A 26,273-nucleotide genomic window follows, 5' to 3' on the forward strand; every position below is an offset into this window, starting at 1 on the left:
TTACGCACCTCTAAATAATCCTCTGCCAACACGTACAAATGTCGCACCTTCTTCTACAGCGATAGGAAAATCATTGGACATTCCCATGCTCAGTTCAGTACAAGGTGCATGCTTCAACTGCAAATCCTTTATCATCACCTGAAGCTGTCTGAGTTCTGAAAAGATTTCATGAAGTTGACACTTATCAGCATTTAAAGGCGCCATGGTCATCAGACCGATAACGCAGATCTTATCCATGTTATCTAACTGACTGATAAAATCTTTTAATTCTTCTTTTCTTATTCCATGTTTGCTTTCTTCTTCTGAAACATTTACTTCGATAAAACATGGAATAATCTTATCTGCACGTTTTTGAATTTCCTCAGCTAAACTCAAACTGTCCAGAGCGTGAAAATAATCAATATCATTAATTACTAATTTTACCTTCCTACGCTGTAAATTACCAATCAAATGCCATTTTAAAGACGAAAAATTTTTCAAAGCTGCCATTTTTTCCAATAATTTATCTACGCGATTCTCAGCAAAATTATTCACGCCCAGTTCAGCGAGCTTTTCTGCCGTTTCACTGTCGACAGATTTTGTCACAGCAACCAAAGTTACTTCAGACGTTGAACGATGGGCATTTTCACAAGCCAGCTCGATATTTTCATTTATTTCTTTTAAATTATCTGCCAGCATACGACAATACTACCCCTTATCTTTTTCTGCGGAAAAATGGCGGTGTATTTAATTCATCATCATTTTGTCCGGATTCTTCACGATTGAATGTCTCGAACTCTTTCTTCTCGACATTTTCAGTTGATGCTTCCTCTACTTTAGGACGTACATTCTGTTCACGACGGATATCCCAGTCACCGAATGCACTTGTTTCTTCAGTTTGCTGAGGTTGAGAACCTCTTGCTTGTTCCATATCCAAAACAGGTGCTTGTTGAGCAGTCTGAATTTGGTTATTTCTCGGATGTCTTTGATGACGTTTTTCCTTTTTGGAAGGATCAATTCCTGTAGCAATAACTGTTACACGAATTTCGTCTCCAAGATCTTCATTAATCGATGTACCCAGAATGATATTCACATCACCTGTAGCAGCTGCTGTGATAATGTCAGAAGCATCCTGTGCTTCAAACAGAGTCATGTCCAGCCCGCCTGTAATGTTAAGCAATACCTGCTCAGCTCCGTCAATAGATGTTTCCAGCAAAGCAGAAGAAATTGCTTTCTTCGTTGCTTCAATCACGCGATCTTCACCGCTGGCAACACCGATTCCCATTAAAGCCGTTCCCTGATTTTCCATGACTGTCTTCACATCAGCAAAGTCCAAATTGACGTAACCAGGTGCAGTGATTAAATCAGAGATTCCCTGAACCCCTTGACGCAACACATTGTCTGCTTCACGGAATGCTTCAAGCATCGGCGTCTTCTTATCAACAACCTCTAATAAACGGTTGTTCGAAATAATCAATAGTGTATCTACATTTTCTTTCAGCAAAGCGATCCCTTCAGCTGCGAAACGTCCTCTTTTTGGTCCTTCAAAACTAAATGGGCGAGTTACCACGCCAACCGTAAGAGCGCCTAGCTCCTTAGCGATTTTTGCAACAACAGGAGCAGCACCAGTTCCAGTTCCGCCGCCCATTCCGGCAGTGATAAAGATCATATCCGCTCCTTGAAGCGCATCAGAAATCGTCTGTTCACTTTCTTCTGCTGCTTTTTGACCCACCTCCGGTTGGGAACCGGCTCCCAGGCCTCTTGTATATTTAGGTCCAAGCTGAATCACTGTTTCAGCCTGTGAGTTTCTCAATGCCTGAACATCTGTATTCGCAGCAATGAACTCCACGCCCTTGACATTTTCTTCAATCATACGGTTGACAGCATTGCCGCCGCCGCCGCCGACACCGATGACTTTAATGACAGCGCCATTATTGATGTTATTATCTAAAGAAAATTCCATATTTTCATATCCTCCTGTTTTAGTGATTAATCAAAGATATTCGAGAAGAAATCTTTGATTTTTCCAGTTACTTTTTCATTTGACTCTGACGATTCAGAATCTTCATAGTTGATTTCCACTGGTTCTTCCTTGTAGCTCTCATAATTAACTTCCTGCTGCTGAACACTTATTTGAGGCGCAGGCGTTGATTTTTTCCCTGGAATTGCACCCTTGGCAATATGATAAATATCAGCCAGCTGGGCAGAATATTCTACAATGCTGATTACATTTGTGAATACAGGATTACGCAATCCCATATGGTTTGGTACATAAAGCTTCACATTTACATCAAAAATGTCCTGTGCCAAATCAACAACACCTGGAAGACTCGCGCCGCCGCCAGTCAGTATGATTCCGCCTGGCAAATCAAGTGCATCAATGTCATCCAATACTTCTTTTGATTTTCTGAAAATTTGTTCTACTCTGGCTTCAATCACTTCAGATAAATAACGTTCATCAACTTTTACAGGTTCTGATTTACCGATAACATCTACAGGAAATTCTTCACTAACCGATGTTCTTTCGGGGAAAGCATCTCCATAGTTGATTTTTAGTGCTTCCGCATTATTAAAGGAAGTATTTAATACGATAGAAATGTCTTTAGTGACAAATTCTCCACCTTCCTGATTCACGTGATTAAATTTCAACTGTTTGTCATGCATAACTGCAGTCGTTGTCTGACCGCCGCCCATATCAATAACAATCGTTCCAAATTCTTTTTCACCGTCAGAAAGAATAGTTTCAGTCAGAGCCAATGGTAAAATAACCAGTTCATTCACTGCAAGTCCTGCTTTTTCAACGCATTTTCTTGTATTGTGAATGATCGTCTTAGGACCAGTGAATACAACACCGATCATTTCCAGACGAACACCGATCATTCCTCTAGGGTCCTTAATTCCTTCAAAGCCGTCGACTGTAAATTCCTGTGGCAGGATCGCAACAATTTGACGTTCTGGAGGAGTTGAACGAACCAAGGCAGCAGACGCAACATTTAGTACATCTTCATCATTGATTTCTTTAGAGTCGCTGCTGACAGCGATCATTCCCTGGCAGTTTTCTACTTCCAGCATATTCGCCGGCAACCCTACATTTACACTCTTAATTTGAATTCCTGCTTTTTCTTCAGCCTGTCTTACTGCACGCTGAATTGCGTTTACTGTTTTGTCAATATCAACAATGATCCCTCTGTTTAGTCCGTCAGACTTCGCATTGCCGACGCCAATTATATTCATTTGGCCTTCGATAAATTCGGCAACTACAACCTTTACTGATGTTGTACCAATATCCAGGCCTACATACATTCCTGTTTTTGCCATGAATGGTGTTCCTCCTCCTAGTTAATCCAATATGTAAGCGAACCTACAGCTCGTTTATCTATTTTTATCAATACTCACTTCTTTCAATTCTACCATAAAGATAGGTCTTTTAGAAAGAAGATTCTACTTTTTTCTCTTTTATTTTTTTACTATCCTTCTTCCACGATTTGAGAGCTGGTATCTGTACTTTCGTTTATTTCATTATTTTTCTTCTCAGTTTCAAATGAATAGGAGTAAATACCTACTTCCATATCAATCACACCTGGTTCCGACATCTGTGCAGCAACCTGTTCATAGTACCTCATCTTTTCAGCCAGCTGGGAGATGTTTACAAGTACCCGGTTGTTATCTCTCATATAAAGATTAACCAAATCTTTATTTGATTCGGAGGGTGCATATTTTATTTCTGAAATTTTCTCCTTCAGTTCGTCACTTAACTGCGTATAGGATACCATAAGATTCTTGATGATTTCTTCATCTTCAAAATTTTCAAATACCGGCATTCCACCAGGCTGGTTTTCCAGTTTGTCCGGTAAAATTTTCCCGTTTTCAAGAATTGGATAATACGAACCCTCAGAAGCTTCAATGGCTACAACTTCATACTCCTGGATCGAAACATTAAAGGTATTCAATCCATTAAATGAAATAACTGCTTTCCTCACTCGAGGAAAGGTTCTCACAATATTTTTTTCATAAACAGAACGGTTCCAGTATTGATCCCATAATGGACTTTCTACTTTAAGTTTGGAATCCGCAATAATTGTTTCTGCATTTATATTTTCATTCCCTGAAACAGTGATCTTGGATAATTTGCTCAGCGGTGAAACAAAATAAACCAGTACAAGTATAATTAAAACAGCAATTGAGATAATCAGTGTCAAGCGTCGAATCAGGAGTTTATTTCGTACTTTTTTGACATTCGGCAGTCGATCAGCAAAAGATTCATACGTATCATGCTGGACTTCTATCTCCAGATTTATTTCTGCCTCTGACGATGCTTCTTCAGACTCCTCTTCAACCTCTTCTGTTGCCGGCTCCTCCTCCTCAGACTCTTTTTCTTCCTCATGCCAAATGGGAGCAGTGCCCTTGCTTTTCATATATTCAAGGTTTTCTCGTTGCCATGGAGTGAGCTTTACAATTTCGCTTTCAGCTGTATTAGGATTATTTTCTCTTTCCTCAAGGTCCTTCCTGCTAATCTTCTACACCCCCTGTCATTGAACAAGCTCTTTCACCAGCTGATAAAGTCGTTTGCTGGCATCTGGAATCCCTTCTTTGCGGGAACTTTCTGCCATTTTTCTGTGCACTTCATCATCTAATAAAATTTCATCAATTGCAGCAACCAGCTGCTGTCCTGTCAGTTCTCCATCCGGAATCAATTTAGCTGCTCCCGCTTTTACAAGACTTTCAGCATTTTTGGTTTGATGATCATTTGTAACAAACGGACTGGGGATCAAAATAGCCGGTAAACCAAGAGCAGTAATTTCAGCAATCGAAGTTGCCCCTGCTCGACCTACCACCAATTGCGTATTCCCCATGACATCTGCCATTTTATCAATATATGGCTGAATACTTACATTATTGAACTTTCTTTTAGAAAGATTTAACTTTTCCTGAAGCTCTTTAAAATAGCGCTCACCCGATGCATATAAGACTTGATACGGCTTGTCTTCAAAAAAAGGTAAAGCTTCCATAAATGCCTGATTAATTTTCAAAGCTCCGCGACTTCCGCCAAAAATAACAACTGTCGGCTGTCCCGGTTCCAAATCATATTCTGATAAAATGGCTGATTGTTTTATATCCGCAACTTCCTGTCCACGCGGATTCCCTGTCAGCACAACTTTTTCATCTGGAAAATAAGCAGCCACATCCGGAAAACAAATTGCTACACGAGAAGCGAATCTACTAAGAAATTTGTTGGTTACTCCAGGAACGCTGTTTTGTTCATGAACAATTATAGGAATCTTCAACTGTTTGGCAGCTACTACTACAGAACCAGAGACATAGCCCCCTGTCCCAATAACCAGATCAGGCTGAAAAGAACGAATAATTTTCTTTGCTTTACCAATACTGGATAAAAAAAGATAAACCGTCTTTAAGTTTTGAGGACTTAACGAACGGCGAAACCCTTGGATTTCAATTGTTTCAAAAGGAATGCCATATAATGGAACAATTTTGCTTTCCAGTCCGTTTTCTGTGCCGACATACATAAACTCAGCCTCGGAATCTATTTTTTTTACATAATTGATAAAAGCCAGTGCCGGATAGATATGTCCACCGGTTCCACCGCCTGTCACTAGTATCTTCATTCGATTTCTCACTTTTCTATTTGTTTTAGCTGCTGAAATGCCTGCATAAATTTGTCTCCTCGTATTTCAAAATTAGGATACTGATCCCAGCTTGCACAAGCCGGCGACAATAAAATAGTATCATCTTTTTCTGAAAAATCATAGGCTTCTTTTACTGCTGTTTCAACATTCTCAGTCAGTTTTATTTCTTTAATTCCAGCAGCAGCTGCTGCCTGATACAACTTGTCTTTTGTTTCGCCAAAAATGACAATTCCTTTTAGTCCTTTTAAAGACGGAATCAGTTCATCAAACTCATTCCCTCGATCCAAACCGCCCGCTAATAGAATCAGCTGGTTCTTTTTAAACCCGCTCAATGCTTTTTCTGTTGCCAAAATATTGGTGGCTTTAGAGTCGTTGAAAAATTTCCGACCATGAAGCTCCCCTACGTACTGTGTTCGATGAGGAACGCCATTGAAATTTTTCAAAGTTTCTCTGATTGCTTCATTTGAAACACCTTTTAATTTCACTGCAGCAATTGCAGCCAATGCGTTCTCAATGTTATGACTTCCGGGAACCCCAAGCTCTGAAGCTTCCATAATATATTCTTTTTTATAGTAAAGTTTTCCACTGTCGCAGAATGCCCCTGGAACTTTTTCAAGTGTTGAAAAAGGAATCACGGTTGCCTGTGTCATCTTACTCAGCTGACGCAGCTCTTCCTGATCCCAATTGAGGATCAGATAGTCTGATGCTGTCATATTTTTTTGAAGAGCCCATTTCGCCCGAACATATTCTTCACGAGATTCATGGTAGTCTAAATGTGCCTCATACAAATTTGTAATCACTGCTATTTCAGGTTTAAACGTATCAACGCCCATTAATTGAAAACTTGACAGCTCCATGACCAGTTCGTCCTCTGAGACAGCTTCCTGCGCTACCTGACTTGCAGGAAAACCAATATTGCCGGCAAGCCGCGCACTTCCTGCTGCACGGTCAGCATTCAACAATAGACCAATCATAGTCGTTGTCGTTGTTTTCCCATTTGTTCCTGTAATCCCTATTATTGGACAATCAGCTATTTGATAAGCCAGTTCAACCTCTGTCAGAATCGGCAGTCCTTTTTCAAGTGCACGCTGAACCAGTGTATTGGAATATGGAATCCCCGGGTTTTTAACAACCATATAGAAATCCTCATCTAACAATTCAATCGGATGACCTCCCGTAACAACACGAATACCCAAGCTTAATAAATCTTGGGCATCAGGGTTTTGATCAAATTGTTTAAAATCATTAACAGTGACCAATGCACCTAACTCCTGCAGCAACTTTGCTGCACTTACTCCACTTTTGGCCAAACCAAGTACCAGAATTTTTTTATTTTCATAGGTTGTAATTTTCTTCATTATTTTTTCCCCTTCATTAGAAAAGAATCCACAGTGTAACTGCGGAGCCAATTAAACTAACTGTCCAAAAAACGATATCCACTTTCCATTCAGACCATCCTGACATTTCAAAATGATGATGGATAGGAGACATCTTAAAGATTCGTTTTCCAAATACTTTAAATGAAAAAACCTGCAGCATAACACTCGCTGTTTCACAAACATAGATAAAGCCAACCAGCAATAAAGTCCATTCCTGTCTGAGAATAATTGAAATCGCCGCCAGTAATCCGCCCAGCGCCAGAGATCCGACATCCCCCATAAATATTTTTGCAGACTTCTTATTATATGGAAAGAAGCCAATTAATCCGCCAACAACACTCAGGCAGACAATCACAACATCAAATTGCTGTTGTTTCCAGGCAATAATTGCATATGTACCAAAAGAAATTGTTCCCAAACCGGAAACCAGTCCGTCAATCCCGTCCGTCAAATTAACTGCATTTGAAAAACCAACTAGCCAGAAAATGATGAATACTCCATAAAAAATTCCCAGAGGAAGCTCTGTCAAACCAAACAAGCTCAGAGTCCCCGACGGTCCTTCCGTTCGATAGACCAGATAAAAAACAATACCTCCAAGAATCTGACCAATCAGTTTCTGTTTAGAATTCAATCCCATGTTTCTTTTTTTGAATATTTTGATAAAATCATCCAAAAAACCAAGTAGTCCGTATAAAACCAAAATGAAGAGCATGATGAACACAGACGGCGTCAATTGTCTAAGCCAGAATGCGATCGCCAGCGCAGTAATAAAAGCTGCACTTAAAAAAACCGCTCCTCCCATAGTCGGGGTACCAGACTTAACATTATGCCAGGTTGGTCCTTCTTCCCTTGTCACCTGTCCCTGTTTTTTCATTTGAAAATAGCCGATGAATATTGGCATAACCGAAACAGTCAGCGCAAAACTTAACGCTATGGGAATAAAAATCTGTGTCCACTCCATATTATCTCTCCTAATTCACTTCAACATTATTCATTTCCTTCAACAACCTCAGATGACTCGGGTGTTTCCGTTACTACAGCTGTTGCCGTATCAGCGGCTCCATCTGTATCTTTAAGCTCCATTGCTAATTTCATTAATGGATTTGCAATTTCAGACATCATCGTTTTATCATAGTATGCAGGTCGTTTAACCGTTACATATAAGATGTATTCTGGATTTTCTGCCGGTACCATTTCAACAACTGAGTAAAGATAGTCAGTCTCTCCGTCTAAATAGAGCCCATTTTCAGTAATCTGAGCTGTTCCTGTTTTCGCAGCAACCCGATAATTTGGTACTGTATATACCCCATAAGCAATACCATAATCCGGATCTTCAACTGTATCGATCATGTATGTTCGAACATCACTAACAGCCTGAGCACTGACAGGAGTCCCAACTGCTTCTTTTTTGGTTACTGTTTCTTCCCCGGTTTGAGGATCTTTGATTTTGCTGATGTACTGAGGCTTCAGCATCGTCCCATCATTGGCAAATGCACTAAAAGCCTGCATCATCTGAAAGTTTGTTACTGAAACCGCCTGGCCAAATGAAGACATCGCAATATCTACAATATTATCTGTTGGAAGACTTCCTGCAGATTCACTTGGCAAGCCTGAATTCGTTGACTTCCCGAAATTAAAACTTTCAAGATAACTCTTCCATTTGTCATTACCCATACGTCTTTCCAGTTCAAGCATCCCTACATTACTGGACCAGGAAATGGCCTGACGAAATGTCAGTACTCCTTTTTCCCCTTTATCCCAGTCATTTACTTTTACATCGCGCTCTTCATCAAGCACCACACCGCCATAAGGATAGGCGAATTGCTCATTTGGATTAAATACACCTTCCTGAATAGCTGCTGCAGCGGTTATTATTTTCATAGTCGAGCCCGGCTCAAAAGAATCCTCAATTAAAGCATTACGCCAGACAAAATTTTCATCTACTCCTTCTTTTGTTTCAGGTTCAAATGAAGGTCGTTGTGCCATAGCAAGAATATTTCCTGTTTTAGCTTCCATCAGCATAGTTGTAACGCTCTCAGGCTCATATTTTTCCACGAACGGGTCTAACAAAGCTTCCAAGCGTGTCTGAAGACGAATGTCAAGAGTTGTATAAATATCTTTACCGTCATAAGATTCTGAATCTTCAACAATTGTTCCCGGCAACGGATTGCCATAGACATCTCTTTGATATTCAATTTTTCCGTCTTTCCCGCTCAGAATGTTGTCATAAGCTGCTTCCAATCCCATTTTTCCAACTAGTCCTGTTGATTCATCATCTGGATCTGCAAGGTCTGTATAACCAATAAAATGAGAGGAAAATACACCATTTGGATAAATCCTGTCAGGATGATCATTAAAATAAATTCCTTCAATCCCAAGAGTTTCAAGTTCATTCTCAATATTTTGCCGTTGTTCCAAAGTTAGGTTCTTTCCATTGTTACCAAATTCCACCTGAAATTGAACTGTACCGTCTTCTTTTGTACCGCCATTTAAGTATTTCAATGCGTCTTCTTTTGATAAATTCGTATATTTATCCAATGTCTCAGCAATAGCCTCATAATCCTTTTTCTGAGCGTACAGCTTTTTGTTTTCCTGTCCTAAAAATGTTTCCGACAGCACTGCATAAAGGGAATAAGAAGTTGCATCTTCCGCAATAATCTGACCGTTTCTATCTAGTATTGCCCCTCTTTTAGCTTTTATCACCGTACTGCCTGTGTATAAGTCCTGTGTTTTTTCCTTTAAAGAAACACCTGCAACTTCGCCGGAGCTGATGATATAGGATAATCTAAAGGCAAACAAAAAGAACAATCCAATACTTGCAGCAAATAGAATTATGCCCACCTTTTTTCGATTGTTCGTTGGATTTAAGTTTTTTTTCCTGATAAATCGTTTTATTCTGCTATCTTTACTCATACTTAATTCACTTTCCTTAAGTTTCCATCAATTTCTGAAAGGCCTTGTTCTTCAGCAGTTTGCTTAATACGGTCTGCTTTTGAAAGTTCATTTTTTTCCTGTTCCAATTGCAAAGCAGTATTTTCTTTGAGCTTTATTTCTGCCTGTGCATTGGTGATGTCATTTGTTGTCTGAACAATGGCTGTTCTGACTTGGATTGTCAACACCGCAACACTGATTGCCGCAGCCAATATAACAATACTGAGAAATTTTTCAAAAAGCGAAACATTTCTTAGGCGTTTCTTAGGAGAATATGGCAGATTTTCCGGCGATTGAATTTTTATTTCAGGACTTTCTGTTTCAATCACTGCTTCGTCCATGATTCCTATATAATTTGTTTCTTCATATTTCTTCAATTCTGCCATCCTCTGCTCTCCTTCCCCTAATTTGCTTTTATTCTCTCAGCTATTCTCAGCTTCGCGCTTCGCGAGCGATTATTTTCTTCTAATTCCTGCGCTCCCGGTAATACAGGTTTTCTTGTAATCACCTTTAATTCCGGTTGAAATTCTTCAGGTACAACCGGCAGCCCGGGCGGCAGATCTTTTATTGAGCTGTATTCTTTAAACATATTTTTTACAATTCGATCTTCCAATGAATGGAAGGTAATGACACTGATTCTCCCCGATAAACTAATCAAAGAAATTGCCTGCTCCAGTGATTCTTCAATCACACGAAGCTCATCATTGACGGCTATTCGGATCGCCTGAAAAATTCTTTTCGCAGGGTGTCCTCCAGTGCGGCGTGCAGCAGCAGGGATAGCTGTCTTAATAATGTCAACTAACTCGCCAGTTGTTTCGATTGGCTGTTTACTTCTCACCCGCTCGATTTCTCTAGCAATCTGTTTTGAAAATTTTTCTTCTCCATAACGGAAAAATATTTTAATTAATTCCTGATAGGAGTATGTATTTACAATATCATAAGCAGTTAATTCTGCACTCTGATCCATTCTCATATCCAACGGTGCATCCTTATGATAACTAAATCCTCGACCTGCTTCATCCAGTTGAGGGGAAGAGACTCCAAGATCGTAAATGGCTCCATCAATATGCTGGACATTGAGCTCATTCAAACGTTCCTTCAAATAGCGGAAGTTTGATTTAACAAATGTGACCATTCCTTTATCCACGTATTTCTTCAGTCGCTCTGCTGCAAAGTCCAGTGCTTTTTGATCCTGATCGAAAGCATATAAATGACCGGTTTCATCTAATTGGGACAAGAGATACTCACTGTGTCCTGCACCACCCAAGGTACAGTCTACATAGATACCATTTTTTTTAACTGCCAATCCGTCTACTGTCTCTTTTAGTAAAACAGTATAATGCTGAAACTCCACCATGCATGCTCCTCATCCTTAAAAACCAAAATCAGTCATTGTTTCAGCGATTTCATCAAAATTCTCTTCAGCTTCTGCTGAAAATTCTGCCCATCTGGCTTCATCCCAAATTTCAATCCGGTTTGAAACACCGATAATCACACAGCCCTTTTCCAGATTGCCGTGAGCTCTTAATGTTGCAGGAATATTGATTCTTCCCTGTTTATCCACTTCACATTCAGCAGCAGCCGAATAAAAATAGCGGACGAATGTACGGGTATCTTTCTTTGCAAGGGGCATTGTTTTCAACTTCTCTTCCAATATTGTCCATTCTGATAATGGATAACCAAATAAGCAGCCGTCCATTCCTCGAGTAACAATGAATTTGTCTCCAAGTTCATCACGAAGTTTGGCTGGCACAATTAATCTGCCCTTGGCATCAATATTATGTTGAAATTCGCCCATCAACATAGTCGGATTCCCCGCTTTTCCACTTGATAGAAACAGTCTACCATATTCCACCACTTTCTACCACTTAAAACCAAAAAACTTATACCAAATCACTGTTATTTAAAGACTTTGTAACATTTCATCATTTAACCATATTTTGCAGAAAACGGAATCAACGCTTCTGTTCTGCGATTTCCGGGCGATTTTTTCTTTTTAAAACAAATAATGACTAATGTTGGACAACACTAATAAAGCATATACCACTAGAACCAATAAAAAATTAAGACGCCAGAACATCTTAAAATAGCGTCCATAAATCAATTCTCCATAATAGTATGCCTGAAAAAGAGCCACACATATCCCTAATAATAAAATAGAAATAAACATATAGGGAATGATCGATTGATTATATGTATCCTTTGATAAAACATGCATTCCAATCAACAGAAACGGCGTCGCAATATCAGGAGCTTTCACCTTGTAGCGTTCTGCAAGAGAAAGCCTTGTAATAAGAATACTTGATGCGAATAAAGCTGCCACCGGAAAAACATACCAAAGAAGCATAATAATTGAAAAAGAGACCATCCAGAACAATTCCTTTCATAACACTTAGGACCTGTTTGAAAACTCTAGCAGCGAATATTTTCAAAGAAATAGATATGAGCTAACTCCATTTAAAGAAAGAATGTGGCAACATTCTTTTTATTGTCGGACACATACTATACCACTAAATATTCCTACAGACGCGGGACTGACAATTCTACTAAACTGCACCAAAGAAAAGACTTGCATCCATGAGTCTCATATTGTTCGATTCTCAATACAAACACGTCTATTCGAAAAAGCATTGACAACTACTCTGTATTAATGAATTGATTTTATGACCATAAAATCAATCTCATTCTCGTACACATACCATCCTGCTTCCCCTGTTACAAGTTAGTAGGACGGTATGCGTACGAGAATATATCCTATTTTTCCAACCATTATTTACAGAAAAATGAACACGTTAAAATGAGTCGGCTTTTTTGTTTGGTAAATTTAGACCTCAACTAAAATTCCTGAAAAATTCGAATTCCTCCACAGTTTTCAAACAGCTCCTAGTTTAACTATACTGCATTTACTTTACACTCATGTTTCATTTCCTTTAAAAGTTGATGCCTAAATAATACCATTTTACAAGTCATTCAGTTACTATTCAAGGGCTCAATCGCTTATAATGAAATTATCTATTGATTTTTTTGAAAGAGGTGGCAGAATTGATTACATATTTAAAAAAGGACACAGCCGGTTTCAGCGGCACAGCTCAAGACAGCCCTGAAGTTCAGTGGATTATAGCGGAGGCTCCTACCAAAGAAGAAGCAGATCATTTGATCTCAACCTACGAACTACCGAAAGACTATATTACCAGTGTCCTTGATGAAAGAGAAATGGCACGTTCTGAAGGAAACTGGCAAAATGCCAGTGAACACCCAGCATTAATATTGGTTCAATATCCAATAGCCTCATTGAGTCCAAGCGGATATATGCAGTTGGATACTTTTCCTTGCGCAGTCATACAGGCAAAAAACGAAAAGCTTATCACAGTTACCAACAGAACAACTGACTTTATCAATGAGGTTCGGACAGAAAATCTTTCTCAGTCCCAACTATCAACAAAAAATGCCATTTTATTTCAGCTGCTCTGGCGTATTTCCAAACATTATAATAGCTTTCTTGCAAAGATTATTACTGAGATTGGTGATCTTGAGGGCGAATTGAAAATTGCAACAGAAAACAGTCAGCTTTACCAAATGATGGATATCCAGAAAAGCCTTGTCTATTTTGAATCTGCTATTTCTGAGAATATCAGTGTGATCAGACAACTCTATGATACTCGAAAAGAAGCACAAAAATTTGATCATCTGCCTCATCTTCACGACATACTTGTAGAAATGAAGCAGGCTCTGACGACAACCAAGATTCAATTAAAACTGGTAAACCAGATCAGCAGTACATTCTCATCTATAGTGTCCAATAATCTAAATATAGTTATGAAGATTCTAACTTCTCTGACGATTGTTTTGACCATTCCGACAATTATCGGAGGGATTTACGGAATGAATGTTAAACTGCCGTTTGCAAGCAGAGAAGACGCCTTTTTATGGATTTTTATCATTACTTCCATAGTATGTATTGGTGTGATTCGATTCCTAAAAAAGAGAAATCTCCTGTAAATTGCTGTTGATGATTTTCATAAAAGGTTGTAAACTGTAAGAGGCAAAGGATGTGAGAATGATGAATAAAAAGAAAACCAGTACCTTTTCGAAAATTACAAAATTCGTTGTTTGGCTGATGTTGATTGCAATTTTAGGTTCAACTATCATCACTGCGATTTTATATCTGAGATAAATCGGGCATACAAGCAGAGGTTGTGACAAAGCTTCTTACGAAGGCTCGAATTATACAAAGACTGGAACACAGTTTATTCGGCTTTAGGGACTGTGACATTAGTCCATAATAAAATCCCAATGAAAGAACCGGAAAGGGTTCATTTCATTGGGATTTTTGAGTACAATAAAAGGGACTGTACAAAAGTAGTCCCTTTTTTTATTGAAAAGCGCTTCTTCTTATATCATACTATTCAGATCAGGACTGAGCCTGTCTTTAAAGACAAGTATTAAACTTATTACGCTGTTTAGTTAGATTGCTTTCTCCTTATCAGCCAGTTGAAGCAGTTCTTTGGCATGCTCCATTGTCAGCGGAGTAATCTCGCTTCCAGAAAGCATTCTTGCAACCTCTGACGTACGTTCCTCTCCGGTAAGTCTGCGAACTTTCGTTTCTGTCCGATTATTACTGATTTCTTTGGAAATAAAATACTGATAATCAGCCATCGCTGCAACCTGCGGCAGATGAGTAATGCATAAAACCTGAGATTTTTTGGAAATTTGGTAGATTTTATCAGCAATTGCCTGAGCCACTCGCCCGCTGACTCCAGTATCCACCTCATCAAATACAATACTTGTAATACCCTGGGTCTTTGAAAAAATAGTTTTCAGTGCCAGCATGACCCGAGAAAGCTCTCCTCCTGAAGCTACTTTTACTAACGGCTTTAAAGGTTCTCCCGGATTCGTGGTGATGTAAAATTCCACTTGATCCAATCCATCTTCTGTCAGCACCTCTTCCGAGTTGTTCTGGAAATTCACTTGAAATTCCGTTCGTTCCATATAGAGCTCTTTCAGCTCTTTTAAAATACTTTTTTCCAGACCAGCTGCTGCTTCCTTACGTATTTGACTGAGTTTGCGTCCAAGCTTCAGCACCTGTTCTTTTTTCTCAGCAAGTATCTGCTCCAACTCATCTGCTTTTCCATCAAGCAGCCCATTTTCAGCCAGCTCTTCGCTGATTTCCTGATAATAATCTAATATGGAAGCGATGGATTCCCCATATTTTCTTTTCAACTGTCTGATCAATTCCAACCGATTTTCAACTTCATCCAGACGACCTTCATCAAGCTCAAGCTGACCTAAATGACGAGACAAATCTGCACTTGCTTCCTGAAGCTGATAGTATCCATTTTGAACCGTTTCTGATATAGCCTGATATTCAGTATCCAGCGTTTCAATGGTAGTCAGTTCATTCATCGCATAGGCTATTTTATCCAAACTGCTGTTTTCTTCCCCGTTGATTGCCTCATAGCTGCCAGCCAGTACATCTACAATTTTTTGAAAATTTGCCAGTTTATTTCGTTCTTCTGTCAGCTGTTCTTCTTCACCAGCTGTCAGTTTAGCCTCTTCAATCTCATTACGTTGAAACTGGAGCATGTCCAAACGCTGAGCGAATGCTTTTTCATTTTTTTGAAGACTCCTAACCTTTTGCTCCAGCTGACAGTATTCCTGATAGCCTTCAGTATACTCCTGTTTAATCACACGAAGATCACTGCCGCCAAAATCATCAAGCATACCTAAATGCTTCTCGTTGTGCATTAATTCCTGATGCTCATTTTGTCCATGGATATCAACAAGAAATTCACCAACTCTTCTAAGCGTGGCAATGGTAACAATTCGTCCATTCACACGGCAAATATTTTTACCTGAGGAAAAAATATCTCTTTGCAGAATCAGCATTTCTTCTTCCTGCTCAATCCCTTGTTCATCCAGTAATGCAATTAACTCCGGATTAGCAGGCAGAGTAAACAACCCCTCCAACGTACATTTAGATGCACCTTGACGAATAAAATCACTGGAGCCTCTTCCTCCAGTTAACAAGCCCACTGCATCAATAATAATCGATTTCCCTGCCCCGGTTTCTCCGGTAAGAACAGTCATTCCCTTCCGAAATTCCAATTCCAGTGAGGAGATAATTGCAAAGTTTTTTACTGAAAGCTCCTGCAGCATAATTTTTCACCCCGTTACATTATAAATAATTGAAGAATTCTTCTCTTAAAAATCCAGCATCCTGTTCTGTCCGTGTGATCATCAGAACGCTGTCATCATCACAGATCGTTGCAAACAGCTGTTCTTTGTACTGCTTTTCAATCAAATCTGCCGATGCTTTGGCATTCCCCGGAATTGTGTGCAGTACCACATATTTTTCCATTTGATCAACAGAAACAAATGCTTCTTTCATCAATTTTTCCAGTTTTTTCTTTGTGTCTTCCTGCGTCTCCAAAGGGATACTGTACCGATAGCCGCCCTCTATTGATGGTATTTTGATTAGTTTCATTTCTTTAATATCTCTTGAAATAGTTGCCTGCGTCACTTCCACACCTGCAGATTGTAATAAGGAAACAAAGTCTTCCTGTTTTTGTATGTTATTGTCTGTCAGCAGACGAGTGATTAACCGATGACGATCTTTCTTCCTCATAATACTTTACTCCTTTTCAGGTTCATTTCCATTTTATCATAGCGCATTTTTCATTGTTTTTAAAGAATTAAAAAAGTACTGTTGATTTTATGCAAGTTGACAAGCCGATTTTATCATAGTGTACAGCACTTTCAAAAACCGTTTAAAATAAAAAAACTGAGCATTAACGTCTCAATTTTTCTATATCAAGCCTTTTTTAATTTTTGATGAGCTTGCTGAACAGTGCCTTCAATATCAACCTCAGGTGCAATACTTCCTTCATTTTCAACTGAAATCAAATGAACCAAAAATTCAATATTTCCTTCTCCTCCAGTAATAGGTGAATAATCCAGTTCGGCAACTTTGTAGCCTGATCTTGCTGAAAAACTAAGAATATCCTCTAAGACAGCCGTGTGTGTATGTGGATCTCTTACAATTCCCTTTTTACCAACTTGTTCTTTTCCAGCTTCAAACTGAGGCTTTATAAGTGCAACAACATCGCCGCCCGATTTTAATATTTTATGGAGCGGAGGTAAAATAAGACGCAAAGAAATGAATGAAACATCAATCGTGGCAACCTCTGGCTGTCCTTTTGAAAAGTCTTCCGGTTCGCTGTACCTGAAGTTTGTTCGTTCCATAACTACAACTCGTTCATCCTGTCTGATTTTCCAGGCAAGCTGATTGTACCCTACATCCAGCGCATAACTCATTTTCGCACCATTCTGCAGTGCCGCATCCGTAAAGCCTCCGGTTGACGCGCCAATATCGAGCATAATTTTATCTTGAACTGCTATGTCGAATACCTTCAACGCTTTTTCCAGCTTCAAACCGCCTCGAGAGACGTAAGGCAATGTCTGACCTTTCACCTGCAAAATACTGTCTACAGGAATTTTTTCTCCTGGTTTATCCAATCGCTCATTTTTATCATTATAGACCAGTCCAGCCATAACACCGCGTTTTGCTTTTTCTCTTGTCTCAAATAATTCCTGATTAAATGCCAGGACGTCCACTCGTTCTTTCTTCATGCTCTTCTTCTCCTTACTGAAGCGCCAGCTGTTTCAGTATATTTTCCAGAAGCATCGGCTGAAACTCATTGTTACAGGCTTGAATTTCAGCTAATTTTTCGCTTGCAAGCTTCATCTGCTGTTCAAATTCCTTTGCTGCTCCTTCTATTCCAAGCAATCCGGGATACGTACTTTTATTTAAAGTTTCATCTCTGCCCACTTGCTTGCCAAGCTCTTCTTCCGAGCTTGTTACGTCCAGTAAATCATCTCTGATCTGAAAAGCCAGTCCTAAATAGCGGGCAAAACTGCTCAGAAGTTCAATAATAACCTCAGTCTGATCTGCCAAAATTCCGCCTGCTATCAGAGCAAATTCAATGAGCGCACCTGTTTTGGCTTCATGTACTTCCACCAGTTCTTCCAAAGACAGAGAACGTGTTTCTCCCTGCAGGTCGCCAGCTTGTCCGGCAACCATTCCCTGTGTTCCCGCCGCTCTTGTCAGCTGCTGAATTAAGAGTACTTTCTTCGACATGTCCAGCTGGCTGATAGCAATCAGCTGAATAGCTGCTGTCAGTAGACCATCACCTGCCAAAATCGCATGCGCTTCTCCATAAACTTTATGATTGGTCGGTTTTCCTCTGCGAAGATCATCATCATCCATTGCCGGCAAATCATCATGAATCAAAGAATACGTATGGATCATTTCCAAAGCCGCAGCAACCTGACAGTCCTCTTTTTCAAGCTCTTTGCCAAAGGAAAGAACCGCAGCGATTACCAGAAGCGGACGGAGCCTTTTCCCCCCAGCCTGTATAGAATACAACATACTCTCTTTTAAATAGTCATTGGCAGTGTGCTTTTCCAAAAAGCCTGTCATCTCTTTTTCGACCAGCGGAACATAGACTGCCCGGAATTTCTGAAAGGCTTCTGTCATTCTGCTTCACTCTCTTCAAAGGCAACTTCCTCATTTGTGTCAGTCATCATTTTTGTCAGTGTTTTTTCTGCTTTTTCCAGGGTATCCTGACAATGTTTGCTTAGCAGCACTCCCTTTTGAAAGGCATCCAACGCTTCCTCCAAGGGAACATCTCCTCTTTCCAGACGCTGCACAATTTCTTCCAGTTCATTTAATGATTCTTCAAATGTTTTCTCTGTTTTTTTTGGCATCTTGCTGCTCCTTTTCCTTCTTCATCAACGATAATACTTTTCAGATTCTTCAGACTCCTGCATGAATGCTGTCACTCATTTATTTCTCTTTTTTGTTCAACTCAACCGAATCAATGACAGCCGTCACTTCTCCATCAACATAGTGAATGGTCAATTTATCGTTCACACTGAGCTCTTCTGCTGATTTAACAACTATCTCATTCTTCGTTGTATAACTGTAGCCGCGCCCCATAATTTTTAAAGGACTCAGCAAATCCAGCTGCTGAATAGCTGAAATCAGCCGTTTTTGCTGATTGCTCATATAATTATCCTTACGATCAGTTAAACGCTGACTCATGAAATTTACCTGCTGACGCGCTTCCCTGATTCTTCCTGTAGGATTTTGCTGTACCAGACGACTGATAATCTGCTGTGAGACCTGATATCTTTCATGATAAATAGCCTGCATCCCCTGATTCAGCCGCTGCATCATTTTATCCAGTTTAACAGCCTGACCTTCATATAAACGATCCGGTTGAAGAAAAACATACGAATTTTTTAAACGAGTATAGCGCTCGTTCTTTTGCTGCAGCAAATAGAGAAAGCTTTGCTCCAATCTGCTTTGCCTATCACGAATACGCATCAATTCCTCTGAAAGTACCGGAACCGCAAGCTCCGCTGCCGCAGTCGGTGTAGCCGCACGCACATCAGCAACCAGATCAGCAACGGTAACATCTGTTTCGTGACCCACAGAAGAAATAACTGGAATTGCCGTATCAAAAATTGCTCTAGCAACCACTTCTTCATTAAATGACCAGAGATCCTCGATGGAACCTCCTCCACGACCAATAATCATGGTATCAAAGGTACCTTCTTCTTCCACTCGATGGATGTTCCTGACAATATCAGCCGCTGCCTGATCCCCTTGAACAAAGGTGGGAAACAGAACCAGCTGAGCAATTGGATATCGTCTTTTTACCGTGGTAATAATATCTCTGATTACAGCTCCGCTCGGACTTGTTATAATGGCAATCCGTTTGGGATATCTGGGCAGCGGCTTTTTCACACCATCAAACAGACCCTCTTTTGATAGCTTTTCCTTTAGTTCAGCCAAAGCCTGATAAAGCGCACCAACCCCGTCAGGTTCCATATGTTCTACATAAATTTGATAGGACCCGCCATTTTCATATAATGAAATTCTGCCGACAACGAGCACTTTCATACCTTCCTTCGGCTGAAATTTCAATTTTTGAAAGGCAGATTTAAACATAATTGCAGATATTTTAGCACGGTCATCTTTCAAGCTGAAATACTGATGAGCGTTTGCCCTCAATCGAAAATTGGAGATTTCTCCAGTCAGATAGACACGCCCCAGATAAGGATCTGCATCAAATTTACGCTTCAAATATTTAGTTAATGCAGTCACTGTTAAATATTGCTGCGTCATTACGTTCCTCTTCTCTTTTTTGATACTGCCTGTATTATTTTACCAGTCTGCCCTATCTGCAAACCAAATGAGCAGGTACTGGATTGATACGAGGCCAGTCATTCAATTATCCTGTTCCTCTGTCGAATGAAGCAATACAGTTTTTATTATTCTATATAGAATGATTGACTGTTAAATTATTTTTACTTTGAATATAAGGATTTCCATACACTAAGAAAGATATTCTTACTTAATTTATTCGCTTTGCTGCTTCGATGGTCTGATACATCAGCATGGTAATGGTCATTGGTCCGACTCCTTTAGGTACCGGTGTAATGAAGCCTGCTGTTTCAGAAACCTCATCAAATTTCACATCGCCAATAAGTTTGCCGTTTTCATCTCTGTTCATGCCAACATCAATGACCACCGCACCAGGCTTCACGAACTCTTTTGTTACAAAATGCCCTCTCCCAATGGCTACTACTAGTATATCTGCTTCACGGGTAAGCTCCGCCAGATTTTTTGTCTTGGAATGTGCAATAGTGACAGTAGCACTTTTCATCAACAGCAACTGTGCCATTGGTTTACCGACAATATTACTGCGACCAATGACCACAGCTCGTTTCCCTTCAAGATCAATATCATAGGCTTCAAACATTTTCATAATGCCATAAGGTGTACAAGGAATCATTGTTGGTTTTCCAATAAACAGATGACCAAGATTCACCGGATGAAAACCGTCTACATCCTTTGCCGGATCAATCGCCAGCAATACTTTGTCTTCATCAATATGCTTTGGGAGAGGCAGCTGAACCAGTATCCCGTGAAAATTTTTATCCTGATTATATTGCTCAATTTTGCCAAGCAGTTCCTCTTCTGTGATCGTCTCCGGCAATTGCTCCACCTTTGAATGAATGCCGATACGGGCTGCTGCCAGATCCTTGTTTTTCACATAAGTCTGACTGGCGTGATTTTCACCAACCAGCAAAACAACAATACCGGGAGTAATCCCGCTTTCTTGCAGCTTACTTACTTCATTTTTCATTTCTTCCTGCATTTTATCTGCCAGTTCCCGGCCGTTGATTAATTGCCCCATGTTCATACTCCTCCTGTTTTTTAACAACCGGTCAGCACTTGACTGTACCGGTAATGAATAATATATTGTTCTTTTTCCCCTATTTCTATAAGTAAACAATAAAATGAGATTTGTCATCTGATTTTTTCGATCCTTAAACAACCTGTTTTTCTGCCTTCATCAGCCGGCTATTCTAAAAAAAGATACGATCTACTTTCTTCCCAAATTTTTCAATGCTTTTATTCTAGCATAATTTCAGGTTGCTTGACACTATAAGTAACAGTCTTTCGTTAGAAAAAGACATGACTAATGTTCAGCAGAATCGGTTCAAGAAATTGAAAAACTTCCCTCTCAATAGCAGCAAGCGTAACCAAGTACTGACTGAGCATAAGGGAAGTCATTCATTTTTTTATCAAGTTATTCCTGCAGACCCTTCATAACATTAGACAGCACGCCGTTAATAAATTTTCTTGAACTGTCATCACTGTATTTTTTAGCCAACTCAAGTGCTTCATTCAGCGCAACAGTATTCGGAACGTCTGCTGCGTACTTCATTTCAAAGATGGCAATTCGCAGGATAATCAGATCCAGTTTTGCAATGCGCTGAATCGTCCAGTTTTTACCTAAATGACCTTGAATCAGCTGATCCAGCTCCTCTTTCTTTTCACAGACGCCGCCAACCAGTACATCAAGATAGACAGGGACAAATTCTTCTCCATCTTCGCTGATCATTTCGCCATGATCCAGTTCAAGAGCATTTGTAATTGCATCCTGCTTTGTCAGGTCGCTGTTAAAGTCTAAAGGAAAAAGAGCCTGAAGGGCTTTTTCTCTAATCTCATGTCGAGTTAATGCTTCTTTACTCATTCTCTTCCCCATCCTCCGGGAAAAGTTCTGAAAAATCAGGTTCAGGCAGCTTTTCCGGAATAACCGCCACAACATGAATATTCACTTCAATTAGATCAATATCTGTCATAAACAGTACCTGCTGTTTTACACGCTCCTGCATTTCCAGCGCTGCTTTAGGTACAGACACACCATATTCCAAGTAACAGTAGATATCCACTTTCAGTCCATCTTCTTCCTGATTCAGATAGACACCTTTCCCATGTGCTGCACGTCCCAGAAATTCTGTTACGTTATTAGCAAAAGTACCTCGCATGCCATAGACACCATCAATTTTTGATGCGGCAATACCAATAATTACTTCAATGACCTCCGGAGCAATAACTATTTCGCCCAAAGCGTCTTTTGTATCAATAATAAGATTTCTTTCTTCTGCCATTATAAATCCTCCTGTCCTTTATGCCCGTGACACATAACTTCCGTCTGCTGTATTAACAATCAGCCGATCTCCCTGATTAACAAAGAACGGCACATTCACAACAACACCCGTTTCCATAGTTGCAGGTTTTGATCCTCCAGAAGAAGTATCTCCTTTAATGTTCGGGTCAGTAGATGTTACTTCCAATGTCACTGTATTCGGTAAATCAACACCAAGAATTTCAGAACCAAACATAATGATACTCAATTCCATATTTTCCAGCATGTATTTTAGTTCATCCTGAATTTGTTCTTCAGGAATTTCAATCTGTTCATACGTTTCCAGATCCATAAACACATGGCTTTCGCCGTTTTCATACAAATAGTGCATTTTACGGTTATCAATTTGAGCTTTTGCCACTTTTTCACCTGCACGAAACGTTTTTTCCTGAACGCCGCCTGTACGAAGATTTTTTAACTTCGAACGGACAAAAGCAGCTCCTTTACCAGGCTTCACATGCTGAAAATCTACTACACGCCAGATTGCTCCATCTACTTCAATGGTCAGCCCAGTTTTGAAATCATTAACAGAAATCATTTGGTTCCTCCTTCATCTACTCAGTCAATACTGCTGACTGAACAGCTAAACATCTGTCTTTTTACTCGTTCCTAGTTTAACATTAAACAAGCGACTACGCCACCAGAAAAAACGCTGAAGCTCCTTCTCTGAATGTAAAAGACACTAGACATTTTTTTTATAGAACAGCCCATTCATTTCTTCCTTAAATCAGTCGGATTCAGCATTTGCTATAAAATAATCAGTTCTTTCGGTGAATGAGTCAGAACACGATTTCCTTCTGGAGTAATCAACAGGTCATCCTCAATACGAACGCCGCCCAGTCCCGGGATGTAAATTCCAGGCTCATCAGTTATCACATTTCCTACAGTAAACTGCACATCTGCTTTAAATGAGACATTTGGACCTTCATGAATTTCCAGTCCGATTCCGTGTCCGGTGCTGTGTCCAAAGGCTTCTTCATAACCATAGGAAGCAATGTGATTACGTGCTACTGCATCCAGCTGAAAACCGGTTAAGCCTGGCTTCGCTTCTTCCAAAACTTTTAACTGAGCTTCCAGTACAATTTCATAAATCTCTTTCAGTTTCGGATCAGGCTCTCCAATAGCGAAGGTTCGTGTCATATCAGATACATAGCCTTGATAGTAACAGCCAAAATCAAGAGTAATTAAATCTCCTTTTTCAATCAGCTTATCGCTGGCTACACCATGAGGCATAGCTGAACGGACACCGCTGGCTACAATCGTATCAAACGAAACACCGGAAGCTCCTAAAGAACGCATATAAAAATCCATTTGATTCGCCACTTCAATCTCGGTCATTCCCGGTTTAATCACTTTCAGAATATGTTCATAGGCAGAATCAGCTATGTTGCAGGCCTGTTGAATCGTTGCGATTTCATCTTCATCTTTCACTTCTCTCAGAGCCTCAATCATCCCTGCCACTGGAATTAGCTCACAGGATAAAATTTCCTCCAACACACTATATTCAGCAAAGCTCACATGGGTCTCTTCAAAAGCCAGATTGGAAAGCTCTTCTTTTTCTGCCAGCTCCATTACTTCATCGAAAATAGATCCGGTATTTTTAACGATTTCAAACCCCTGCGCCTGTTCTGCTGCCTGTTCCGTATAACGAAAATCAGTAATAAAAAATGCTTTGTCTAAAGTAACAACAGCAAGTCCGGTCGTTCCCGTAAAATTAGTTAAATAACGTAAATTGTACTTACTTGTAACCAGAAATGCAGCGATATTGTTTTTCTTCATTTCCTGTCTCAACTTGTTGACTCTTGCAATCATAGCCTGTTCCTTCTTTCCTGTAATAGTTGCTTCTATTTATTATATCAAAGATCAAATATGAAACAACTTTGAGCAGCTTAACAGCAGAGAGAAGACTAAAAAAACATTTCCTTTATCTAAAAATACCAGAAGTTTACTAACAATAAAAAAATCTGAAAAAAATGCTTCTCCACTTCTTTATTTTTTAGTATGATTTACTAAGTTACTCTAAAGATTTTCTGTAAAATAGAACGTACCTGTAATTCTTTTATATACTGGATAGGGATAAAAATGATCAACTCAAAAGAATCTATCAAAAACTGACCGATTAATTAACTGAGAGCTTTGACAAAAAAACGCCAGCTTTGAATGCTCTGGCGATAAAGAGTACAGCAAAGAAACGTATCAGAGCAACTATTCCAGCTCAATGCTGCTCATTGTAATGCGTTCGCTTCCTCACCAAAAATAACATGATTATGTTATTGCAAAGAGAGACAAAAACAGGGTATAAATCCTTTCATATCAAGGATTTTAAGGTTTCAGGGAATATATTTTTAATCACCAAAAAAATGAAAGGAGAGCCATTGATGAAAAGACTATTACTGACATTTCTTAGTATTGTCGTTCTAGGCATCGCTCTAGCAGGCTACGCCTTTTTTATAGAACCCAAAAGAATTACGATTAATCATCATTCCCTAGGTACCAACACCGGACAGACACCGGTAAAAGTACTGCAGCTCTCCGATATTCATTTGAAAAAAGATTATTCTACCGAACAATTGAAAAAAATCGTGACTGCTGCAAATAACGAAGAACCAGATATCATTGTATTTACTGGTGATCTATTTGATAATTTCGCTAAATATGGACCCATTAACGAAACCATTGCTCTGATGAATGAGTTAAAGGCTCCTCTCGGGAAATTTGCAATTTGGGGAAATCATGATTACGGTGGGGGAGCTCATTCTGTCTATCCGAATATTTGGAGCAGCAGCGGGTTTCATCTGCTGAAAAATACTGGAACAACTATACAGACAGCCGATAACAAAATGATCTATCTGACCGGTATTGATGATGCTATGTTCGGCACGCCTTCAATTGAAGAAGCAATACAAAACCGCCGCAATGCTGATTATACAATTCTTCTCAGTCATGAACCAGATGTTGTGGACACTGCTGTAAACTATGACATTTCTTTGATACTGAGCGGTCACAGCCATGGCGGACAGGTAAATATTCCTTTTATACCAGTCACCAATGTCCTTGCTGAAAAGTATACAAAAGGATTCTACGCACTTAACGCACAGACCACATTGTATGTAAACACCGGGCTGGGCACTACATTAATTTCTGCCCGTTTCAGAGTCCCACCGGAAATCGCGGTCTTTCAACTTTATATTTAATTACACTCCATTTACAGATCAAAACAGACTGAAAAACATTGCTTTCACAATATTTTTCAGTCTGTTTTTTTCCAGGTCCCAGCTTATACAATGACATCCTGTGTTTGCTTATTCATATGAATTTTAGCTGTCCATGTCTCAAAAACAACAATAACCGGATACTCATGATTCAGTTCTTTCTGGTAAGCTGTAAGGTTCGAGTCCAGGTCATTTTCGGAATCTACAGGCTCTATAGAAAATTTCCCTTTTAAAGAAATACTTTCATGATCTGATTCATCATAGCAGCAAACTGAACCTGTGGCATCTCGCATAATATTCCTTACTGTCTCACCGTTCTCGTTAAGATAAAAGTACATTTTTAATAATCCTACACGCCATAATGGCCGAGAAACTGTAATCACAGTTGGAAATCCGCGATAATCAAGTGTAGCGAGCAAAAAAACTGTGCTTGAATTTAGTAAGTGATTAATCTGATCATGAACTTCCATATAACCGCTCCTCCTTGTAACCTTTATTTCTTATTATACCAATGATTTTCCATTAGTAGAAAAAAAGAGTCCCTTATTTTTTCCCAGTCAG

The 26,273-nt window shown here is 39.6% G+C and carries 27 protein-coding genes; 3 read left to right on the forward strand and 24 right to left on the reverse strand.

What is annotated here, in order from left to right:
• From LI954_RS14325 to LI954_RS14380, 12 genes are all read right to left on the reverse strand, one after another.
• Positions 1–678 (reverse strand): YggS family pyridoxal phosphate-dependent enzyme, encoded by a 678-nt coding sequence (locus tag LI954_RS14325; RefSeq protein WP_202064373.1) that lies wholly within the window; start codon positions 676–678, stop codon positions 1–3.
• 16 nt (positions 679–694) lie between these two features.
• Positions 695–1,942 carry a cell division protein FtsZ gene (gene ftsZ, locus LI954_RS14330; RefSeq protein ID WP_202064367.1) on the reverse strand — a complete coding sequence of 416 codons (1,248 nt, stop codon included), beginning with the start codon at positions 1,940–1,942 and terminating at the stop codon, positions 695–697.
• 26 nt (positions 1,943–1,968) lie between these two features.
• Positions 1,969–3,297, reverse strand: coding sequence for a cell division protein FtsA (gene ftsA / locus LI954_RS14335; protein WP_202064366.1), 1,329 nt, complete (start codon positions 3,295–3,297; stop codon positions 1,969–1,971).
• Positions 3,298–3,446: 149 nt separating this feature from the next.
• The gene (locus LI954_RS14340; RefSeq protein WP_202064365.1) at positions 3,447–4,394 is read right to left on the reverse strand and encodes a cell division protein FtsQ/DivIB; all 948 of its coding nucleotides are present in this window, start codon (positions 4,392–4,394) and stop codon (positions 3,447–3,449) included.
• Positions 4,395–4,508: 114 nt separating this feature from the next.
• Entirely contained in the window at positions 4,509–5,603 is a 1,095-nt protein-coding gene (gene murG / locus LI954_RS14345; protein WP_229444796.1) for an undecaprenyldiphospho-muramoylpentapeptide beta-N-acetylglucosaminyltransferase, read from the reverse strand.
• Between the two features lie 8 nt (positions 5,604–5,611).
• Positions 5,612–6,982, reverse strand: coding sequence for a UDP-N-acetylmuramoyl-L-alanine--D-glutamate ligase (gene murD / locus LI954_RS14350; protein ID WP_202064363.1), 1,371 nt, complete (start codon positions 6,980–6,982; stop codon positions 5,612–5,614).
• A gap of 16 nt (positions 6,983–6,998) precedes the next feature.
• Positions 6,999–7,964 carry a phospho-N-acetylmuramoyl-pentapeptide-transferase gene (mraY, locus tag LI954_RS14355; protein WP_202064362.1) on the reverse strand — a complete coding sequence of 322 codons (966 nt, stop codon included), beginning with the start codon at positions 7,962–7,964 and terminating at the stop codon, positions 6,999–7,001.
• A 26-nt stretch (positions 7,965–7,990) separates the two neighbouring features.
• Complete coding sequence (locus LI954_RS14360) at positions 7,991–9,916, reverse strand: peptidoglycan D,D-transpeptidase FtsI family protein (protein WP_229442564.1); 1,926 nt, start codon at positions 9,914–9,916, stop codon at positions 7,991–7,993.
• Positions 9,917–9,918: 2 nt separating this feature from the next.
• Positions 9,919–10,320, reverse strand: coding sequence for a cell division protein FtsL (gene ftsL, locus LI954_RS14365; protein WP_202064359.1), 402 nt, complete (start codon positions 10,318–10,320; stop codon positions 9,919–9,921).
• A gap of 17 nt (positions 10,321–10,337) precedes the next feature.
• Complete coding sequence (gene rsmH / locus LI954_RS14370; protein ID WP_229442565.1) at positions 10,338–11,291, reverse strand: 16S rRNA (cytosine(1402)-N(4))-methyltransferase RsmH; 954 nt, start codon at positions 11,289–11,291, stop codon at positions 10,338–10,340.
• A gap of 15 nt (positions 11,292–11,306) precedes the next feature.
• Positions 11,307–11,792, reverse strand: a complete 486-nt coding sequence (gene mraZ / locus LI954_RS14375; RefSeq protein WP_202064350.1) for a division/cell wall cluster transcriptional repressor MraZ — start codon at positions 11,790–11,792, stop codon at positions 11,307–11,309.
• A gap of 138 nt (positions 11,793–11,930) precedes the next feature.
• A complete protein-coding gene (locus LI954_RS14380) occupies positions 11,931–12,302 on the reverse strand; it encodes a DUF3397 domain-containing protein (protein WP_229442566.1) in 372 nt (123 codons plus the stop codon).
• A 674-nt stretch (positions 12,303–12,976) separates the two neighbouring features.
• Here LI954_RS14380 and LI954_RS14385 point away from each other — a divergent pair.
• Positions 12,977–13,933: a magnesium transporter CorA family protein gene (locus LI954_RS14385; RefSeq protein WP_202064348.1), complete on the forward strand. Its 957-nt coding sequence runs from the start codon at positions 12,977–12,979 to the stop codon at positions 13,931–13,933.
• A gap of 58 nt (positions 13,934–13,991) precedes the next feature.
• The gene (locus LI954_RS14390) at positions 13,992–14,108 is read left to right on the forward strand and encodes a DUF4044 domain-containing protein (RefSeq protein ID WP_202064445.1); all 117 of its coding nucleotides are present in this window, start codon (positions 13,992–13,994) and stop codon (positions 14,106–14,108) included.
• Between the two features lie 290 nt (positions 14,109–14,398).
• Here the strand turns inward: LI954_RS14390 and recN are convergent, their stop codons facing one another.
• From recN to LI954_RS14445, 11 genes are all read right to left on the reverse strand, one after another.
• Complete coding sequence (recN, locus tag LI954_RS14395; protein WP_202064347.1) at positions 14,399–16,090, reverse strand: DNA repair protein RecN; 1,692 nt, start codon at positions 16,088–16,090, stop codon at positions 14,399–14,401.
• A 19-nt stretch (positions 16,091–16,109) separates the two neighbouring features.
• Positions 16,110–16,559, reverse strand: a complete 450-nt coding sequence (gene argR, locus LI954_RS14400) for an arginine repressor (protein WP_202064345.1) — start codon at positions 16,557–16,559, stop codon at positions 16,110–16,112.
• Positions 16,560–16,744: 185 nt separating this feature from the next.
• Positions 16,745–17,563 (reverse strand): TlyA family RNA methyltransferase, encoded by an 819-nt coding sequence (locus tag LI954_RS14405; RefSeq protein WP_202064344.1) that lies wholly within the window; start codon positions 17,561–17,563, stop codon positions 16,745–16,747.
• A 13-nt stretch (positions 17,564–17,576) separates the two neighbouring features.
• Entirely contained in the window at positions 17,577–18,470 is an 894-nt protein-coding gene (locus LI954_RS14410; RefSeq protein WP_229444797.1) for a polyprenyl synthetase family protein, read from the reverse strand.
• Positions 18,467–18,700: an exodeoxyribonuclease VII small subunit gene (locus LI954_RS14415; protein WP_202064342.1), complete on the reverse strand. Its 234-nt coding sequence runs from the start codon at positions 18,698–18,700 to the stop codon at positions 18,467–18,469. The genes LI954_RS14410 and LI954_RS14415 overlap by 4 nt, the downstream gene beginning before the upstream one ends.
• 79 nt (positions 18,701–18,779) lie before the next feature.
• A complete protein-coding gene (gene xseA / locus LI954_RS14420) occupies positions 18,780–20,126 on the reverse strand; it encodes an exodeoxyribonuclease VII large subunit (RefSeq protein ID WP_229444798.1) in 1,347 nt (448 codons plus the stop codon).
• Positions 20,127–20,355: 229 nt separating this feature from the next.
• Positions 20,356–21,201, reverse strand: coding sequence for a bifunctional methylenetetrahydrofolate dehydrogenase/methenyltetrahydrofolate cyclohydrolase (locus tag LI954_RS14425; protein ID WP_202064340.1), 846 nt, complete (start codon positions 21,199–21,201; stop codon positions 20,356–20,358).
• 396 nt (positions 21,202–21,597) lie between these two features.
• On the reverse strand, positions 21,598–22,044 hold the full coding sequence (nusB, locus tag LI954_RS14430) for a transcription antitermination factor NusB (RefSeq protein ID WP_229444799.1): 447 nt from the start codon (positions 22,042–22,044) through the stop codon (positions 21,598–21,600).
• Entirely contained in the window at positions 22,037–22,462 is a 426-nt protein-coding gene (locus LI954_RS14435; protein WP_202064337.1) for an Asp23/Gls24 family envelope stress response protein, read from the reverse strand. Before LI954_RS14435 ends, nusB begins: the two co-directional genes overlap by 8 nt.
• A gap of 18 nt (positions 22,463–22,480) precedes the next feature.
• Entirely contained in the window at positions 22,481–23,038 is a 558-nt protein-coding gene (gene efp, locus LI954_RS14440; protein WP_202064335.1) for an elongation factor P, read from the reverse strand.
• A 209-nt stretch (positions 23,039–23,247) separates the two neighbouring features.
• Positions 23,248–24,312 carry a M24 family metallopeptidase gene (locus tag LI954_RS14445; protein WP_229444800.1) on the reverse strand — a complete coding sequence of 355 codons (1,065 nt, stop codon included), beginning with the start codon at positions 24,310–24,312 and terminating at the stop codon, positions 23,248–23,250.
• Positions 24,313–24,878: 566 nt separating this feature from the next.
• Here LI954_RS14445 and LI954_RS14450 point away from each other — a divergent pair.
• Positions 24,879–25,694, forward strand: a complete 816-nt coding sequence (locus LI954_RS14450) for a metallophosphoesterase (protein WP_202064328.1) — start codon at positions 24,879–24,881, stop codon at positions 25,692–25,694.
• A gap of 83 nt (positions 25,695–25,777) precedes the next feature.
• Here LI954_RS14450 and LI954_RS14455 read toward each other — a convergent pair whose 3' ends face one another.
• Positions 25,778–26,182 (reverse strand): pyridoxamine 5'-phosphate oxidase family protein, encoded by a 405-nt coding sequence (locus LI954_RS14455; protein WP_229444801.1) that lies wholly within the window; start codon positions 26,180–26,182, stop codon positions 25,778–25,780.
• Between the last annotated feature and the right edge of the window lie 91 nt (positions 26,183–26,273).

Origin of the sequence: Enterococcus sp. CWB-B31 (assembly GCF_020567645.1) — a bacterium.
GTDB lineage: Bacteria > Bacillota > Bacilli > Lactobacillales > Enterococcaceae > Enterococcus_L.

Excerpts from the sequence above, each read along its gene's own strand:
- LI954_RS14325 (WP_202064373.1), bottom strand. The coding sequence starts at position 678 with ATGCTGGCAGATAATTTAAAAGAAATAAATGAAAATATCGAGCTGGCT.
- ftsZ (WP_202064367.1), bottom strand. The coding sequence starts at position 1,942 with ATGGAATTTTCTTTAGATAATAACATCAATAATGGCGCTGTCATTAAA.
- ftsA (WP_202064366.1), bottom strand. The coding sequence starts at position 3,297 with ATGGCAAAAACAGGAATGTATGTAGGCCTGGATATTGGTACAACATCA.
- LI954_RS14340 (WP_202064365.1), bottom strand. The coding sequence starts at position 4,394 with ATGAAAAGCAAGGGCACTGCTCCCATTTGGCATGAGGAAGAAAAAGAG.
- murG (WP_229444796.1), bottom strand. The coding sequence starts at position 5,603 with ATGAAGATACTAGTGACAGGCGGTGGAACCGGTGGACATATCTATCCG.
- murD (WP_202064363.1), bottom strand. The coding sequence starts at position 6,982 with ATGAAGAAAATTACAACCTATGAAAATAAAAAAATTCTGGTACTTGGT.
- mraY (WP_202064362.1), bottom strand. The coding sequence starts at position 7,964 with ATGGAGTGGACACAGATTTTTATTCCCATAGCGTTAAGTTTTGCGCTG.
- LI954_RS14360 (WP_229442564.1), bottom strand. The coding sequence starts at position 9,916 with ATGAGTAAAGATAGCAGAATAAAACGATTTATCAGGAAAAAAAACTTA.
- ftsL (WP_202064359.1), bottom strand. The coding sequence starts at position 10,320 with ATGGCAGAATTGAAGAAATATGAAGAAACAAATTATATAGGAATCATG.
- rsmH (WP_229442565.1), bottom strand. The coding sequence starts at position 11,291 with ATGGTGGAGTTTCAGCATTATACTGTTTTACTAAAAGAGACAGTAGAC.
- LI954_RS14380 (WP_229442566.1), bottom strand. The coding sequence starts at position 12,302 with ATGGTCTCTTTTTCAATTATTATGCTTCTTTGGTATGTTTTTCCGGTG.
- LI954_RS14390 (WP_202064445.1), top strand. The coding sequence starts at position 13,992 with ATGATGAATAAAAAGAAAACCAGTACCTTTTCGAAAATTACAAAATTC.
- recN (WP_202064347.1), bottom strand. The coding sequence starts at position 16,090 with ATGCTGCAGGAGCTTTCAGTAAAAAACTTTGCAATTATCTCCTCACTG.
- argR (WP_202064345.1), bottom strand. The coding sequence starts at position 16,559 with ATGAGGAAGAAAGATCGTCATCGGTTAATCACTCGTCTGCTGACAGAC.
- LI954_RS14405 (WP_202064344.1), bottom strand. The coding sequence starts at position 17,563 with ATGAAGAAAGAACGAGTGGACGTCCTGGCATTTAATCAGGAATTATTT.
- LI954_RS14410 (WP_229444797.1), bottom strand. The coding sequence starts at position 18,470 with ATGACAGAAGCCTTTCAGAAATTCCGGGCAGTCTATGTTCCGCTGGTC.
- LI954_RS14415 (WP_202064342.1), bottom strand. The coding sequence starts at position 18,700 with ATGCCAAAAAAAACAGAGAAAACATTTGAAGAATCATTAAATGAACTG.
- xseA (WP_229444798.1), bottom strand. The coding sequence starts at position 20,126 with ATGACGCAGCAATATTTAACAGTGACTGCATTAACTAAATATTTGAAG.
- LI954_RS14425 (WP_202064340.1), bottom strand. The coding sequence starts at position 21,201 with ATGGGGCAATTAATCAACGGCCGGGAACTGGCAGATAAAATGCAGGAA.
- nusB (WP_229444799.1), bottom strand. The coding sequence starts at position 22,044 with ATGAGTAAAGAAGCATTAACTCGACATGAGATTAGAGAAAAAGCCCTT.
- LI954_RS14435 (WP_202064337.1), bottom strand. The coding sequence starts at position 22,462 with ATGGCAGAAGAAAGAAATCTTATTATTGATACAAAAGACGCTTTGGGC.
- efp (WP_202064335.1), bottom strand. The coding sequence starts at position 23,038 with ATGATTTCTGTTAATGATTTCAAAACTGGGCTGACCATTGAAGTAGAT.
- LI954_RS14445 (WP_229444800.1), bottom strand. The coding sequence starts at position 24,312 with ATGATTGCAAGAGTCAACAAGTTGAGACAGGAAATGAAGAAAAACAAT.
- LI954_RS14450 (WP_202064328.1), top strand. The coding sequence starts at position 24,879 with ATGAAAAGACTATTACTGACATTTCTTAGTATTGTCGTTCTAGGCATC.
- LI954_RS14455 (WP_229444801.1), bottom strand. The coding sequence starts at position 26,182 with ATGGAAGTTCATGATCAGATTAATCACTTACTAAATTCAAGCACAGTT.